The 16,276-nt window shown below is 56.0% G+C and carries 12 protein-coding genes and 2 pseudogenes; 10 read left to right on the top strand and 4 right to left on the bottom strand.

Annotation, left to right across the window (positions count from 1 at the left end; all coding sequences use genetic code 11):
• Positions 1 to 220: 220 nt before the first annotated feature.
• Genes DIE22_RS18855 through DIE22_RS18865 form a run of 3 tightly spaced genes read left to right on the top strand, consistent with a single transcriptional unit; the run spans position 221 to position 3,297 of the window.
• Complete coding sequence (locus tag DIE22_RS18855) at positions 221 to 1,486, top strand: FAD-binding oxidoreductase (RefSeq protein ID WP_260426723.1); 1,266 nt, start codon at positions 221 to 223, stop codon at positions 1,484 to 1,486.
• Positions 1,483 to 1,881: a hypothetical protein gene (locus tag DIE22_RS18860; protein WP_124605826.1), complete on the top strand. Its 399-nt coding sequence runs from the start codon at positions 1,483 to 1,485 to the stop codon at positions 1,879 to 1,881. Before DIE22_RS18855 ends, DIE22_RS18860 begins: the two co-directional genes overlap by 4 nt.
• 15 nt (positions 1,882 to 1,896) lie before the next feature.
• The gene (locus DIE22_RS18865) at positions 1,897 to 3,297 is read left to right on the top strand and encodes an amino acid permease (RefSeq protein WP_124605852.1); all 1,401 of its coding nucleotides are present in this window, start codon (positions 1,897 to 1,899) and stop codon (positions 3,295 to 3,297) included.
• A gap of 59 nt (positions 3,298 to 3,356) precedes the next feature.
• Here the strand turns inward: DIE22_RS18865 and DIE22_RS18870 are convergent, their stop codons facing one another.
• Both DIE22_RS18870 and DIE22_RS18875 read right to left on the bottom strand, forming a co-directional pair.
• Positions 3,357 to 4,034 carry a TetR/AcrR family transcriptional regulator gene (locus DIE22_RS18870; RefSeq protein WP_124605827.1) on the bottom strand — a complete coding sequence of 226 codons (678 nt, stop codon included), beginning with the start codon at positions 4,032 to 4,034 and terminating at the stop codon, positions 3,357 to 3,359.
• 272 nt (positions 4,035 to 4,306) lie between these two features.
• Positions 4,307 to 5,227, bottom strand: coding sequence for a LysR family transcriptional regulator (locus tag DIE22_RS18875; RefSeq protein WP_124605828.1), 921 nt, complete (start codon positions 5,225 to 5,227; stop codon positions 4,307 to 4,309).
• 132 nt (positions 5,228 to 5,359) lie between these two features.
• Here DIE22_RS18875 and DIE22_RS18880 point away from each other — a divergent pair, with 132 nt between their 5' ends.
• From DIE22_RS18880 to DIE22_RS18905, 6 genes and pseudogenes are all read left to right on the top strand, one after another.
• Positions 5,360 to 6,310, top strand: a complete 951-nt coding sequence (locus DIE22_RS18880) for a hydroxymethylglutaryl-CoA lyase (RefSeq protein WP_124605829.1) — start codon at positions 5,360 to 5,362, stop codon at positions 6,308 to 6,310.
• 11 nt (positions 6,311 to 6,321) lie between these two features.
• Positions 6,322 to 7,473 (top strand): CaiB/BaiF CoA-transferase family protein, encoded by a 1,152-nt coding sequence (locus DIE22_RS18885; RefSeq protein WP_124605830.1) that lies wholly within the window; start codon positions 6,322 to 6,324, stop codon positions 7,471 to 7,473.
• 163 nt (positions 7,474 to 7,636) lie between these two features.
• Positions 7,637 to 8,847, top strand: a protein-coding gene (locus DIE22_RS18890) for an IS3 family transposase (RefSeq protein ID WP_124605853.1) whose coding sequence is annotated in 2 segments (ribosomal slippage) — positions 7,637 to 7,955 and positions 7,955 to 8,847 — 1,212 coding nt in all. Because the reading frame shifts where the segments join, the coding sequence is not laid out codon by codon here.
• A gap of 35 nt (positions 8,848 to 8,882) precedes the next feature.
• Positions 8,883 to 9,347, top strand: a pseudogene (locus tag DIE22_RS18895) (gamma carbonic anhydrase family protein); the annotation flags it as partial.
• Between the two features lie 109 nt (positions 9,348 to 9,456).
• Positions 9,457 to 10,896, top strand: a complete 1,440-nt coding sequence (locus DIE22_RS18900) for an MFS transporter (RefSeq protein WP_124605832.1) — start codon at positions 9,457 to 9,459, stop codon at positions 10,894 to 10,896.
• 319 nt (positions 10,897 to 11,215) lie between these two features.
• Positions 11,216 to 13,045, top strand: a complete 1,830-nt coding sequence (locus DIE22_RS18905; protein ID WP_260426724.1) for a tannase/feruloyl esterase family alpha/beta hydrolase — start codon at positions 11,216 to 11,218, stop codon at positions 13,043 to 13,045.
• A 471-nt stretch (positions 13,046 to 13,516) separates the two neighbouring features.
• On the opposite strand, the gene DIE22_RS18910 is transcribed toward DIE22_RS18905, so the two are convergent.
• Together DIE22_RS18910 and DIE22_RS18915 are read right to left on the bottom strand one after the other, a co-directional pair.
• Complete coding sequence (locus DIE22_RS18910; RefSeq protein WP_124605833.1) at positions 13,517 to 13,966, bottom strand: MarR family winged helix-turn-helix transcriptional regulator; 450 nt, start codon at positions 13,964 to 13,966, stop codon at positions 13,517 to 13,519.
• Between the two features lie 309 nt (positions 13,967 to 14,275).
• Complete coding sequence (locus tag DIE22_RS18915) at positions 14,276 to 14,692, bottom strand: Lrp/AsnC family transcriptional regulator (protein WP_124605834.1); 417 nt, start codon at positions 14,690 to 14,692, stop codon at positions 14,276 to 14,278.
• A 396-nt stretch (positions 14,693 to 15,088) separates the two neighbouring features.
• On the opposite strand from DIE22_RS18915, the pseudogene DIE22_RS39220 reads away from it, so the two are divergent.
• Positions 15,089 to 15,872 (top strand): annotated as a pseudogene (locus DIE22_RS39220) (tyrosine-type recombinase/integrase); the annotation flags it as partial.
• Positions 15,873 to 16,276: the final 404 nt, after the last annotated feature.

Here is a 16,276-nt window from a genome sequence, read left to right on the forward strand (position 1 = left end):
TCACCTTGGTCGGGTGCGGCGTCCTTATTCATGGTTGAACTGGGCTTCGCAAAAAACATTAAACAAGTATTGCAACATGCAAATTGTTGATCTAGACTGCGGTCATGGATCGTCGTAGACGATTGATTTGAAATGGTTTTTTAGGGTTTTTACCTAGATCATGCCGCGTCATATTGACAGAATCCCCGCTGACGACCAGACCAACGGATGGAGTGCTTTGTTGCCCACGCGGAAGGGGCGGCCACCATTGTTTGGCGATCACGAATTCGACTGGGTCATTGTGGGCGCCGGATATGCCGGTCTTGCGGCCGCCAGAGCCTTGGCAATGCAGATACCGTCGGCGTCCATTGCAGTGATCGAGGCAGGCGAAGTGGGAGAAAACGCTTCGGGTCGCAACTCGGGCTTCGCTATCGATTTGCCGCATGCGTCGGCTGTGTCGGAAAAGTCTGTCGAGGAAGGTCGTAGCGCAATTCGGGTTGGTCGTTATGCGCTTGACGAACTCAATCGACTTATCACCGAGCATCACATCGACTGTGACTGGGAACGACGCGGTCGATACCACGCTGCCGTCACGCCTGCTGTTGCCGACTCCGCACTGAAGACGTATGCGTCGAATCTCGAGACATGGGGCGAGCCATATGAATGGCTGACACGTTCGGAGCTCGAGACGCGTCTCGGAACGAGGTACTACGGCGACGCCATCTATACCCCGGGCACCTATCTGCTCAATCCGGCAGCGTTGGTCAGGGGGCTCGCGGACAGCCTCCCGGCCAACGTCAAACTGTTCGAGCAATCACCGGTGACAGAAGTGGAATTCAACGGTCAATCGCCGTATGTGAAAACCGCGCGCGGGCGTGTTCGTTTCGGAAAGCTGATCCTCGCAGTCAATGCATTTTCGCAGTCCTTCGGGGTGTACAAAGAGCGTCAGATCCCGGTTCTCCTGTTCGCAAGCCTGTCCAAGCCAATGTCGGATGAGCAAGTCGCGAGAATGGGAGCCGACAGCTCCTGGGGAATTACGCCTGCGCATGGTGTCGCTGGCTCTACCGTCCGATTGACACGAGACAAGCGATTGATGATCCGCCAAGGATTCGAATATTCGCCGACATTACGAACGACGGATTCGCGCCGCGAATCTGCACGAAATGCGCACGGACAGCTCTTGAGTCGCCGCTTTCCGCACCTTGGTGCACTCGAAATCGAGCATTTCTGGATGGGTTGGCTTGCCGTATCGCAGAACCATGCGCCTGCGTTCGGGCAGGTGGCGGATAACGTCTATGCAACATCGTGCTGCAACGGATCAGGAATCGTGCGACATACGGCAGCAGGAATGCTCATTGCCGAGCTTGCCCTGGGTCGAGAGAACCCGCTGATTGACGATTTTCTTGCGCAAGGTACAGCCAACTATATTCCCCCGCGGCCAATTCGCGATGTCGGGGTCGGGCTCACGATCTCGTGGGATACCTGGAGGGGCCGAGGAGAGGAATGAATTCCGCAAATGAAGGCATGATGGGTGAAGGTTATTTCTTAAGTATTACTAAGGAGACGTATCAAATGAAAGGCATCAGACTGATCAAAGGTAACGCGATCGCGACGGCAGATCGTGGCGGGGCCACCGATGGTGTCGCGGAGATCTCGTGGGCGATCGGCGACAAGGAAGGCGCGGCGTTGCCGTGCGGGTTCGGTGCCTGGGACGAAGCGGTGTGCGAACCGAAAACCCTTGGATACGATGAAGTGATCCTCGTCCTCGAGGGCACGTTCGGAGTCGAGTCGTCCGACGGCACCCGGGTGCAAGGCAATTCCGGCGACGTCATCGAGCTCTCGAAGGGGGCTACCGTGAAGTACTTCGGTAGCAAGGCGAAGCTCTTCTTCGTGACGAACTGAGTAACGGTGAAAATGATGCACAACGCTTCCTCGTCGGGACATCTTCAGCGCCGACTCAAGAATCGGCACATCCAGCTCATCGCCCTTGGTGGAACCATCGGAACCGGGCTTTTTCTGGGATCGGCTGGCATCATTGAGCTCGCCGGCCCTGGCGTGATCCTGGGTTATACGATCGGCGGGCTCATCATCTTCTTCATCATGCGCTTCCTGGGCGAGATGCTGGTTGAAGAGCCGACTGCCGGGTCGTTCAGCTATTTTGCGAACCGTTACGTTTCCCACTTTGCGGGCTTTATGTCCGGCTGGAACTGTATTGCGCTATACGTGCTCGTCGGAATGCTTGAGTTGACCGCAGTCGGGAAATTCATTCAGTTCTGGTGGCCAGGAATTCCTACCTGGGTCACGGTGGCAGTGTTCTTCGTGCTGATCAATTCAGCGAACTTCATCAACGTCAAAATCTACGGTGAGTTCGAATTCTGGTTTGCGTTGATCAAGATTGCCGCAGTGCTGGCGATGATCGCCGCAGGTGGATATCTGCTCGTGACGACGCACAACCCGAATCAGAGTGTGACCAATCTCTGGTCACACGGTGGATTCCTGCCGAACGGAATTTCTGGGCTGGGGATGTCCTTTGCGTTCATCATGTTTGCGTTTGGCGGCGTCGAGATGCTCGGGTTCGCTGCGGCAGAGACCGATGAACCGCGCAAGGTCATTCCGAAGGCGATTAACCAGTTGGTATATCGCGTACTGGTGTTCTACATTGGATCGATGGTGGTGCTGCTGTCGTTGACGCCGTGGAATGATCTGGTCGCACAACTCAAGGCCGGTGGCGGTACGTATAGCAGCAGCCCGTTCGTACTCGTCTTTTCCGGGATCGGCGAGCATCTTGCCGCGAATCTCTTGAATTTCGTGATTCTTACGGCAACGCTCTCCGTCTACAACAGTATGGTCTATAGCAGTAGCCGTCTGCTCTACGGTATGGCCCTCGAAGGCAATGCACCGAAGTCGCTCATGCAGGTGAACAAGCGTGGTGTGCCGGTTCGTGCAATCGTCTACCCCGGCATCGTCACTGCGCTGTGTATCCTTCTGAACTACGTTGCGCCGGCGGGTGTGATCGAGCTGCTGATGTCGCTCATCGTTGCGGCCCTTGTGATCACGTGGGTCGTCATCGTGGTCGCACATATGGGCTTTCGGAAGGCGAGCAAAGAGAAGGGCATCTCCGCACGGTTCCGTGCACCATTCTCGCCGTTGTCAAATTACATCTGTCTGCTGGCGATGGCGGTCGTGGTTGTCGTTATGTTGATGACGCCTGCCGTTCGCATGTCCGCCGTGGCGATACCGATCTGGCTTGTCGTCGTCTACGCAGTCTATCGGATCACCTCGTCGAAATCGGCGTCGGTTGCGATCGACGCTTCCTGATTCGAATCAGGAAGCCTGGCATGAGTCGCGGTCTTCCGGAACGGTCCGGTAGGCGCGACTCATGCAGTTGACCCGTTCGCGTCACCTTTCGCGACACCGACTTTACCGGCGTCGACTATCATCTGGACAACCACTTGCAGTTGCTTTGAAGTGGCCTCTTCGTTGGTTTCGAAGAGTCGCATGATCGACAGCCCGCGCAGTGCTGCAAAGACGACCGCAGCAAATTGTTCGGGTTCAGGGTGGGTTCTGGCGATTTCGGGAAACACAGCCACGAAATGTGCAAAATACGACGGATCGTGCTTTGCTCGATGCTCGTCGATTCGCTGGAATAGCTGCGGCGACGTCTTGCAGCCGAAGAAAAGACTCCAGGCAGCCACGTAGCTCGGTGGGCCATAGACGTTGTCCCAGGCGGAGTGTACGAATCGGGTTGCCCGCTCTGCAAGGGGAAATTGGAGTGCCTCCATGGGCCAGACCGCGCCGAGCTCGCTAAGCGGCTGCATTACCTCGTCGACCACCCGCTCCATCAGCGCCGTTCTTGTCCCGAACTGGTGCTGTACTGCGCCGAGCGTGACCTTCGCGCCCCTGGCAATATCTTGCAAATTCGTTTGCTGAAAGCCTACTTTCTGCAGCAGTCGGATCGCGGATGCGATGATCTTTCGCTGAGTCGTTTCGCTTCGCTCGGCTTGGGTTCGTCGCTTCGGCGACGATCTCGCAGGTCGGGTGGGTATCTCCTTCATTACCTCTTCCATATGTAGCGTTACACCTCGGTGATCGAGAATTTTACACTTTCGATTCCGATTCGACGGGAACGAGATTCCAGATATGCATAGCAGCACGTCGACGGCAGCCGTACGAGGACGCCAAGTCATCGTGGCGCCTTACGTTAGACGAAAGGTGCGGACGTTGATAAGTCGGCTGCGAAAGACTATGACCAACGTCATCCATTGCACTCGGTGCATTCGCCGCATACTCGGAGGGGCCAGAAAGCGGGGCATACGTGATTCAACGATCAGCCTCCTTTCGAGTAACAGGACTGTGCTCGTCGCACCAAATGGTCGACCATCTTCTGTGCGCCGGGCTGCAGATAGTCGAAGTTCTTGAAGCAAATTATGAAATGGCGCTCCGCCCATGTGTCGACTAGCGGTATCACCTTGATTCCAAAGACAGCCTGGTACGTCGCGGCCACTTCAACCGGCACGACGCTAATGCCGAGACCTGCAGCGACGACACGAAATGCAGCGTCGAAGCTGGATACGATGACCCGATACGACAGCACCTTGCCTGCCTTCTTCGCCGCGTGTTGCAGCATGGTATGGACCGCCGTGGTAGGCGGCAGTCCGACGTGCTCGTATGCCAGCGTCTGGTCAAAGTTCAATTGATTTTGTCGAGCCAACGGATGATCTGGATGCACGGCGAGCGCAAGTCGGTCTCGTCTGTACGGTCTGTGTTGTAGGCCTTGAAGGTCTACGTTATCCCAGCACACGCCGATACTGGCAACGCCTTCACGCAGCTGACGCAACAGGTCGCTGGAGAGTCGTTCCTCCACATCTACCCGAATATTCGAGTTTTCCGCTTCGCTCATGAACGCCGCGATATCGTCCAGTAGGGCCTCTGCGATCGCGGAGGCCGACGCGCAAATACTCACGCGGCCCTGCAATCCATGTCCGAACGCGGCAATGTCGCTGCTGATGCGCTCCAGTGTAAAGAGCACATTCCGTGCGTGTTCCAGAAGGGCAATGCCGGCTCCCGTCGGCTCGACTCCGCGCCGCGAGCGCGCTAAAAGAGGCGCGCCCAGGTCGGCCTCGAGTTGTGCGATGCGCTTGCTGATCGCTGACGGTTCGATGTGTGCTTCATTCCCCGCCCGAGCAATGTTGCGGTGTTCGCACACTGAAACGAATAGGCGCAAGGTCTTCAAATCAATGTCCCGCACGGCTGCCCCCTTGTGACGTTCCCGTTCGGAATCACTGCGCTTCCGAATCGTTGCTTTACTGAGATATTGGCATGTCTAAAGTTATCACAACGTCGGCGCCTTCATGACCGGCAAAAACACGGAGACAGGCAGATGTCGTTTTTCCCCCCGGGTGTCACTATTCGCGAAGTCGGCTTGCGCGACGGTCTGCAGAGCATCCAGCGCATTCTCGCAACGGAGCACAAGATTGAATGGATTCGTGACGCCTTCAGCGCAGGCCAGCGCGAACTTGAGGTCGGCTCATTCGTGCCGGCACGCTTGATGCCGCAACTCGCGGACACGGCGGAACTCGTTGCTTTTGCAAAGACACTTCCGGATCTTTTCGTATCAGTTCTCGTGCCGAACCTGAAGGGTGCCGAGGCAGCACTACAAGCACAAGCCGATCTGCTGCTGGTTCCGTTGTCAGCGAGCCATGAGCACAGCCTCGCGAATCTCAGAAAGACGCCCGATGATGTCGTCGCTGAAGTGGCGCGCATTCGCGCAGAACGTGACGCGTCTGGATCGACGACGCTCATCGAAGGTGGCATTGGCACGGCATTCGGCTGCACGATTCAGGGTCGTGTGAGCCCGGACGACGTACTGCGTTACATGCAGGCGCTGCTTGATGCAGGCGCTGATTACGTCAGTATTGCCGATACGGTTGGCTATGCAGGCCCACGTGCGGTGCGCGAATTGTTCGGAAAGGCTCGCCAAATTGCAGGCGAACGTCTGTGGTGCGGTCATTTTCACGATACGCGCGGCCTCGCACTCGCCAATGTTTATGCCGCACTTGAGACGGGAGTCGGGCGCTTCGATGCTTCGCTCGCTGGTATTGGCGGGTGTCCTCATGCACCTGGGGCGAGTGGCAATGCGGCGACTGAAGATCTCGCGTTCATGCTCTCCAACATGGATATCCCAACGGGTATCGATATTCCCGCGTTGCTCGCGTTGCGCAGCAAGGTTGCGTGTTGGCTTGATGGTGAAACACTTCATGGAACGCTCTGGCGTGCCGGGTTACCCAAGGCCAACGCACACGACTTTCCCAACATTTCGGTTTCCAATTGAGGTTTAGAACCATGTCTGGCAATGCAAGACTTCCTCTCGACGGCGTGCGCGTCGTTGAGTTTACACATATGGTCATGGGGCCGACGTGCGGGATGATTCTCGCGGACCTAGGCGCCGAAGTGATCAAGGTCGAGCCACCGGGTGGTGATAAGACACGCAAGTTACCGGGGCTCGGTATCGGATTTTTCCGCTCGTTTAATCGGAACAAAAAGAGCGTCGTCATCGACATCACGACCGCGGACGGAAAGGAGACTGCGACCGAGTTGATCGAAACATGTGATGTGGTAATCGAGAATTTCAGGCCCGGTCTGATGCAATCGCTTGGTTTGGATTACGAGACACTGTCTCGACGAAGCCCCGGGCTCATCTACGTGTCGCATAAGGGATTTCTGCCAGGGCCATATGAGAAGCGCCTCGCGCTCGACGAAGTAGTGCAGATGATGGGCGGTCTGTCGTATATGACGGGTCCGGTAGGCCGTCCGTTGCGGGCGGGAACGTCAGTCAACGACATTATGGGTGGCATGTTCGGGGCGATTGGCGTGCTGGCCGCGCTACGCGAGCGCGATGTCACAGGTCTGGGCCAGGAAGTCCAGAGCGCGTTGTTCGAGAACTGCGTGTTCCTGTCGGCACAGCACATGCAGCAATATGTGATGACACGCGAATCACCGGCACCGATGCCCGCCCGTGTGTCCGCGTGGAGTGTGTACGACGTGTTCACGCTAGATGGCGACGAGCAACTGTTTATTGGCGCGGTGAGCGATAAGCAGTTCATCACGCTCTGTAATGTCCTCGAGCGTCCGGACATCGCCGCCGAGCCGCGTTTTGCGACTAACGCTATGCGTGTCGATGTTCGCCCCGAGCTGCTTTCATGTCTCGGTGTGGTGCTGAAATCGCACCGTGTGGATGAACTTGCGCCAAAGCTCGAAGCGGCCGGCATTCCATATGCACCGATCGTGCGTCCCGAGCAGTTGCTCGACGATCCGCATCTGAGGGCAAGCGGTGGCCTCGCACCAATGCAAGCGGACGACGGCAGCATGACGGACGTGGTGCTGTTGCCGATTACGATCGGGGGCCGCCGGCCGGGCGTGCGACATGCGTTGGCCCGGATTGGGGAGCATACGCAGGAAGTTCTTTCCCGGCTCCGGAGCAAGGTGATCGTATGAGATTGTTCGAATTGGGCGGCACGAGGCCGCTTTTGGCTGGATCTGCGTGGGTCGCGCCAAGTGCGGTGGTGGAGCGGCCCCCTGAAAATCCGGACACAGTCTCCCACTTACAATAGCGGGTAGGCATAAGACTGTGTATATGACTAACAACAAGAACGAAGTGATGGAAGTTTTGACGGGACCTGAGCGCCGGCGGCGCTGGTCGGTGGATGAGAAGCTGGCGATGGTCCGAGAGACATTCGAGCCAGGCAAGACGGTTTCGATGGTGGCGCGGCTGCACGGCATCAACCCGAATCAGCTGTTTCAGTGGCGTAAGCTGCATCAGGACGGCAGCCTGTTGGCGGTAAGCGCAGGTGAGGAAGTTGTGCCGGCATCTGAACTGGGCGATGCGCTGAAGCAGATAAAGGAACTGCAACGCCTGCTCGGCAAGAAGACCATGGAGAACGAGATTCTCCGGGAGGCCGTGGAGGTGATGAAGTCGCGAAAATGGATTGCGCGCTCACCCTCATTGCCGGGGGACGACCAGTGAAGCAGGTCTGCGACGTCCTCGGTGTAGCGCGCTCCAATGTGTCGGTAAAGCTCGCACGGGCTGCTGACTGGCAAGATGGCCGTAGTGCACGCAAAACGGATGACGCTAGCCTCGTCGACGAAATCCGGTTGCTCGTTGCTGACTTGCCGAGCTACGGTTATCGACGCGTCTGGGGCATGTTGCGATGCGAACGGGAATCGCGATGCGGAACTCCGGTGAATGCCAAACGCGTTTACCGCGTGATGCGCGTGCACGATTTACTGCTCCATAGGAGGCCTGCGAGGCCGCGTATCGAGCGGCGCCATGACGGCAAAGTGGCTGTACCGAAGAGCAACCAGCGGTGGTGCTCTGACGGCTTCGAGTTTCGCTGCGATAACGGCGAGCCACTGCGTGTGACCTTCGCGCTTGACTGCTGCGACCGCGAGGCCATGAGCTGGGCTGCGACTACCGGCGGTCACAGCGGTGACGTTGTTCGTGACGTCATGTTGGCGGCTGTCGAGCATCGTTTCGGCAACGTTCGGAAAGCGCCTGCGCAAATAGAATGGCTCAGCGATAACGGTTCGGGTTACATTGCCGAAAAGACTCGCGCGTTCGCCTCGGACATAGGTCTGAAGCCGCTAACGACGCCCGTGTGTAGCCCACAGAGCAACGGCATGGCAGAAAGCTTCGTGAAGACGATGAAGCGCGACTATGTCGCGTTCATGCCGAAGCCTGACGCGGTGACCGCTGTACGCAATCTGGCTGTCGCGTTCGAACACTACAACGAAAGGCACCCGCATAGTGCGCTGAAATACCGCTCGCCGCGCGAGTTCCGACGGAGAACCGATTCATCAACCTTAGTGTGAGATGGTGTCCGGAGGTACGGGGGCAAATCCAGGTGGTGATCGGCCGGACAACGCTAGGTGAGTGTACAAGCGTCTGGTTTAACGCTGTGGTGCGTGCAGATAACGAGCCCATCTCAATTGGGGATGGCAGCAACGTACAGGACGGCGCCGTTTTGCATACCGATCCCGGCTATCCACTTGAAATTGGGGCGCATGTCACCATCGGGCACCAGGCGATGCTGCATGGTTGCACCGTTGGGGACGGTTCGCTCATTGGCATTCAGGCGATCGTGATGAACGGTGCGGTAATTGGCAAGCAGTGTCTTGTTGGTGCTGGGGCAGTCGTGACTGAGGGCAAGGTCTTTCCCGACCGGTCACTGATTCTCGGGTCCCCCGCGAAAGTGGTGCGTGAACTGAGCGACGAGCAGATCGCTGCCATTGCGAAAAATTCAGCAGAGTATGTAGATCGCGCCGCGCACTATCGGCACGAACTGGCAGTCGGCTCAATCTGGCAGTTATAGCTTCGGGCACGAAGCAATTGCAGCTGCCCGACGACACTTAGGCGGCTGCGAACATCGAATCGACATAAGAAGGTCGACGAAAATGACTATATATGGAGACAGAACGCATATGCAGCAGACCGTTACTGCCGGGGACCCTCGGCTTGTCACGCCAAACGTGCATGTCGGCATTCGACCAGGCGCAGAAATATCCGCACGCATGGATCGTTTGCCCGTCACACGACATCTCTGGATGCTCGTGCTCCTCATTTCGCTCGGTGGCTTCTTTGAAATCTATGATTTAATTTTTACCGGCTATATCGCACCGGGCATGGCCAAAAGTGGGTTACTGGCCACAACCACCCATGCGTTTTTCGGCTTCACCGGTATTGCGGGGTTCATTGCTGCAACATTCGCCGGCCTGTTCGTCGGAACGTTTTGCCTCGGTTGGCTGCCTGACCGCTTCGGGCGCCGGGCTGTCTTTACGATGTCGCTGCTGTGGTACTCGATCGGTTCGGCAATCATGGCATTCCAGACTACGCCCGAAATGGTCCTGCTCTGGCGCTTCATCACTGGCATCGGTGTTGGCGTCGAAATCATTACCATCGATAGCTATGTGACCGAGATCGTGCCGCAGTACATGCGTGGCCGTGCAATGGCATTCAATCAGATGGTGATGTTCACCGCTGCTCCGGTGGCTGCGATCCTTTCCTATTGGCTTGTACCGATGCAAGTCTTCGGCATGGACGGGTGGCGGATCGTCGTGCTTGCTGGATCCGCTGGCGCGATGCTGGTCTGGTTCATCCGTCGCTCAGTTCCGGAGAGTCCACGCTGGCTGGCATCACACGGACAACCAGACCAAGCCGAAGCGATTCTGAGCAACATCGAGGCGATCATATCTCGACAGGCGAAGGCACCACTGTCTCCGCCGCTAGCCATCGTCGAGCAACCGCTGCATCGTCGAGCATCGTTTGCGGAGCTGCTGCAGCCCCCTTATCGATCGAGGTTCATTGTGCTCGTAGTATTCAATCTATGCCAGGCGATCGGTTACTACGGTTTTGCAAACTGGGTGCCTACGCTCTTGATTGGGCAAGGAATCACGGTGACGAAGAGTCTGCTGTACTCGTTCATCATTGCATTTGCCCTTCCGATTGGCCCCATGCTCGCGATGTTGTACGCGGATCGCGTTCAGCGGAAATGGTTGATAGTGGGCGGTGCACTTATGGTCATCGTTTGTGGGATTGCATTTGCTTACGCGCGTTCGGTTCCGATTCTGATCGGATTGGGGGTGTTGATCAGCCTCGCTGGTCAGACGATCTCCGTGTGCTACCACGCGTATCAAGCGGAACTCTTTCCGACTGCCATTCGTTGCAGAGCGAACGGGCTGGTCTACTCGGCGAGTCGTGTTGGCGCGATGATGTCCGGTTTTATCATCGCAGCACTCCTGCGAGATTTCGGTGTAGTGGGCGTGTTTACTAGTATTACTGCTTGCATGCTGGTGGTTGTGCTGTCGATTGGGATCTTCGGGCCGAGTACGAACGGTAAACGTCTTGACGAGCTTTGCCACTGATGCGGCTCTCGGAACACAAAAAGATGGACGTGAACTTGACTTAGCGCAATATCACTCGGCGGTAGATTTCAAAGTCTCACGTTCATCATCGTATAGATATTTTATAACCAGTGTTGGATTGGTGGGGAGTTGTTTAATTCTCCAATCTTGTTTTGTCGGATTTTTAGATGCACCGAAAATAATTTATATAACAAATTAAAAATTTTGATGGTGGATGAATTTTATTTTCATATGCTGACATTCTGACGAGTAAAAATAAAATACTTCCGAGGGTTTTATATTCGCGAATTATTGAGAAACCTTTGGCGGGGAGGCCGAAGTGAAGGGAATCAATTTTTTTCCGAAATCGATTTTTTCGATTATGGGTGGGTTATTGTTAGCCGCTGCGGCTTCGACATTTATCGCTGGATGCAATGGTGCGCAAAACGATGTGCAGGCACGGCAATTGTCTTGCGACGACAGCATGAAGGCAGCGTTCAAGCCAGATGCCAATACGTCAGTGATATTTGTTAAACAATTCAAGGCGGGAGACTCCCTTGCCCTGGCCAATACGCCGGCGTCGCCTGCGCCTACCGTCGCAGCGAGTGATGTCTGTCTGGTAAAGCTCCTCGTTGGTCCTGGCAATCCGGGGCCGGCCAGTGCTCCATCCACGTCATCGGGCATTGGTATTGAAGTATTTTTGCCGACAGCATCTGCGTGGAACAATATTATTCGCGTTACCGGTAGTGGCGGTTGGGCGGGCGGGGCTCAATCAGATCCGACGCAAGTCGCAACCAAGGCCGTGTACTTAGCCGCTGTGAATAAAGGGTACGTTGTCAGTGGTTCCGACCACGGACATGTTATTCCGAATAACGGCTCGTTTGCAATGAACCCCGATGGTTCGATTAACACGGTCTTGTGGCAGGATTTCTCAGAAAGAAGTATGCATGAACTCGCGGTTAAGACAAAGGCGCTTGTCAAGGCCTTCTACGGTCGAACGCAGGCATACGCCTATTGGGACGGATTTTCTACTGGAGGACGCCAAGGCTTTAAGCTCGCGCAAAAGTACCCCACTGACTTCGATGGAATTCTGGCTGGATCTCCAGCATTCAACTGGAGCAAGTTCATCACTGCGGAGCTCTATCCGCAAATCGCGATGCAACAGGCCATTGGCTCATCAATCTCAGCGTCGAAGCTTGGTTTTGTCAGTGGTGCTGCGGTTAAGTCTTGCGATACCGCAGGATTGAACTATCTCCTTAACCCGATGCAATGCCGCTACGACCCGACCAAAGACGCAAATGTTCTTTGCGCGGGCGCGCAAGGTAACGGCGTAGTTGGTGCCAGCACCAACGTGGGGTGTCTGACAGGTACTGAAGCACACGTCGTCGATCAGATTTGGTATGGGCAGACGGCGGACGGCAGCGTCCCCGATCCAGCAGTTGACAATGGGCTCTCGGCTACGTTGGGAGCGAATCAGCTCTGGTATGGCCTGACTCGCGGCACGAGCCTCTCCATGTCACTTGCGGGTGCCTCGCCGTTTAGTGTCGCCACGGACCAAGTTGCCTTGGAATTGCAGAACCCGGCGTACGCGCAACCGTCCTTTGTTAATGGAACCGGTAACGGCACTAATAAATGGAAAAAAATGGGGTATGGCGAGCTTGCAACGGCGTTTTCCCAGGGAATCGCGCTTCAATCTCAATTCAGCAACATCAACACTGATACTGGGGATCTTAGTGCGTTCCGTGACGTGGGCGGCAAGATCCTCACGTACCATGGACTGGCTGACGACAAAATCTTTCCTGGAGGATCGATCAACTATTTTGAGCGGGTTTCGGCGAAAATGGGTGGAGAGTCGGCAGTTCAGTCGTTTTACCGACTTTTCCTGATTCCAGGCCTCGCACATGACGGCAGCTTTGCAACGAGTGCTTCGATTGATCCAAAGACAAATATGCCGATAAGCATCACTTCAATGCCGCTGCCGCAAGCGGCTGCTGGTCGAGACGAAATGTTCCAGATGCTTAGAAACTGGGTGGAGAAGGGTATTGCACCAACGCAAATTCCGGTGACTTCAGCAGATGGTAGTTCCTCACGGCCCCTTTGCCTATATCCACAGATCGTGACATATCTTGGTGGAGATAAATCATTTTCTTCTAGTTACGCGTGCAAATAGACGAACCATTTGTTTCGGGTGACTATGATGATTTGTCGGTGTGGCGCAAATGTTCTTGCGAAAGAATATAATTTTCAATGAGTGGATTGTCGTGAAGGAATTTAATAATCGCCGCGCGGGAAAATTAATGTTGGCAAGTATGATTATCACATAGGGATCTGGAATTTATTTTCCATGACCAGTCGAACGAGTCCTTCGTAAATTTATGAATTTCGATTGGCGTCATTCGGCAGTTCTGATTTCGCGCCCTAACTCGTTATGGTGCCCGCGATCATTGATTATCGAATTTGCTGCGTAAAGTTATGTAGTTTTCGTGTGCTTTCATTGATTTTATGGAAAATTAATTTTAATGGTGTTGATGTTTTAATTTGTTGCAAAATATAAGTTTTTTAAATAATTGGATTTTTGATTGGTAGCGCGAATTGGTGTGCGCCCAGCGAGTCAATACCAATCCTGAAGAAACCGGAAAGGCTAGGGAGGCGAGGACTCGCCTAGTCGCCTGATGAGGGGAATGGCAGCAGCAAGCGTCGCGAGGTCCTGCGGCTCGAACTGTTTGAGCTTCGCCAGCAGCCATTCGCGTTTGCCTGCCATGCGCCGCTTGTGTTCGTCCAGCCCTTTGCCCGTAATCGCGAATAGGATCTGGCGGCCGTCCGTGGGATGCAGTTTTCGCTCGACGCATGCTTCTTCTTCGAGGCGCGCGAGGATGGCTTTCATGGATTGCGGCTTCATCAATTCGGCGCGCGCGAGATCCGCAGTGGTCATCGGGCCTTGACGTTCCAGCCGCGCGAGCACGCTGGATTGCGACAAATTGAGGTCGTAGGGATTGGCGCTACGCTGCCGACGCAAAAGCTGGCCGACAGCCAGTGTTAGTTCGGAGACCGAGGATTCCAGCGGCGGAGTGGATTCATGGGAGCGAGCCATGTCGGAAGCGTAAGTCAAGACAGGTAAACTTGCAAATTCGCCTGTCCAGTTGTCGGCGGGAGTTATAACGCGAGGGCCGTTGATTTCCAACTAGTGGTCGGCATCTCCACCATCATTGATGCGAGCCGAATCAGTCCCGCCGTGACTGTCAATGCGGTATTGTCGCTGCTCTACTGGGATGTTGGTCGACACATTCAAGTTGGTGTTTTGTGCAGTCTCGAAGTACGGTGGTCGCTGCGAATCTGTGGGACATCCATTGGACGTGTCTCGACAGACAAAGACAAGCTCGATTTGGTCGACGCTCTGCCGTCATCCAACCGGGAAAGCTCCGCCGACCTTGACCTTCTGCAGCGTGAAACTGGTGTAGACGTCTGCAACCCCGGGGAAAGCACGAATTTCACGGACCAGCCTCGCGAAGGATTCGTGGTCCGCTGCGACCAATTCGATCTGGTAGTCGTAGCCGCCTGAGAAGTTTTGGCATGAAACCGCCCTGGTCATTGCGATGACTGCCCGTTCAAAGGCGGCGGCCGTGGGCAAAGAGTGACCCTTCATTCTGAGGCTCACGAAACCATGCACACCCAGGCCCAACAGTTTCCGATTCAGTCGTGCATGGTAGCCCTGTATGAAACCGGCCTGCTCCAGCAGTTGGACCCGGCGCCAGCAGGGCGACTGCGACAGGGAAACCTTCTCGGCCAATTCGGCTATGGTCAGCCGACCATCGCTAATCTATAGGTGGTCCGACCGCCGATGCGTTGCGCACCAGCACTTCCATGGGGGGGGCCTTAAAGACACACCTCAGGTGACGCAGTCGCCTCGGACCCTTGATGGATTCTACCGCGGCGAGCGCCGTAATTTGACACAATTATCACTCTCGTCGGAGAGGGGCGGTAGCGGCCTTTGGTTGCTGCCTGGGCCATCTGCGGGCGCGCGCTCCCACGTGCCAGAACGTAACAGAGCCGGTGAGGGCGACTTTGGGGGTATCCTGTAGCGAATTTGCGCTCAGTCCCCTTGCTGGCGAGGCATCGCGGCCCATATTAGAATGCCGCCGCGCCAAATGTGGGTAGGTAGCCATCTGCGATCGAAGGAGTCTTACCTGGCGGCCCTGAGCGAGCGGTGGTTGGCGTCGGCTGCCTGCAGCCGATTTGGACAAAAAGGCAGAGACGGCGCGCCGTGTGCGGGGGCGCATCAAGGCGATCCTGGACGCAGAGACCGTGATGGGGCACCGAACCGGTAGTAACCCGGCACGATACGTTGACCATCTGCAATTAGTATTGCCGCGCTCGAAGAGGCGCTCGCAGGTCCGGCATCACGCTGCGTTGCCTTGGGAGGACGTCCCGGCATTCATCCGGGAATTGGAACAACGCCCGCGACGGGCGGCAAGAGTGCTGCACTTGCTTGTCCTTACGGCGACTCGCACGAACGAGGCGCGGTTTGCGCGGGTTGAGGAGTTTGATCTCGACAACCGTGTCTGGAGTATCCCGGGCGATCGCACGAAAAGTGGTCGGCCGCTGCGCGTGCCGCTTTGCAGGCGGGCCGTAGAGATCGTACGCAGTGCGCTGCCGAAGGCGAAGTATGGATATTTTTTCCCGGTTGCACGGAAGGGCGCCCACTGTCGAACATGGCGATGCTGTCCCTGCTGAAACGCATGTCGTACTCCGGCATCACAGTGCACGGTTTCCGGTCGACATTTCGTGACTGGGTCGCCGAATGCACCGACTATCCGGATTCTTTGGCAGAGGAAGCCTTGGCGCACATCATTACTTCGCAGACGATCGCGGCTTATCGGCGTCGCGATCAACTCGAAAGACGGCGGCTCATGATGGAAGACTGGGGCACGTACTGTTCAAGTGGCCGCATGCTTGAAGAGTCAATTGCGCCGGTCATGCCGCAAACGTTCGCTGCCTAAATCGACGCTGCTTCTGTTCTGGAAACGGTGCTGCCGGCCGGGTGGGTTCGCACGTGCCCGGTATCGCGAGTGCGAGGCTGTGTCGTCGGTATGTCGCTTGATCCTGATGCAATGCGGGCCGAATTCATCGACATCTGGCGGTATCGCTGCTATGTGTGAAATAGAGTCGCCGCGGAGACGAACGGCATGGATTCCAAGGGACCGCGGGTTGTCTTCAACGTCGGGGCGGCTAAGGCGGATCTGAATCGCTTGGGCCGGCACGGCTTGATACAGATTCAATGGGCCTGCAGCATGAAACTACAAGCCCAGAGAGTGTCCGTAGGGCGACCGATCGCTACGCTGCGGTGATCATTCGGCGATCAAGAAGCGATCACGTTTCTTACCCTTGATCCATGACGGTTCGC

Source organism: Burkholderia sp. Bp9142, assembly GCF_003853415.1.
Classification (GTDB): Bacteria; Pseudomonadota; Gammaproteobacteria; order Burkholderiales; family Burkholderiaceae; genus Burkholderia.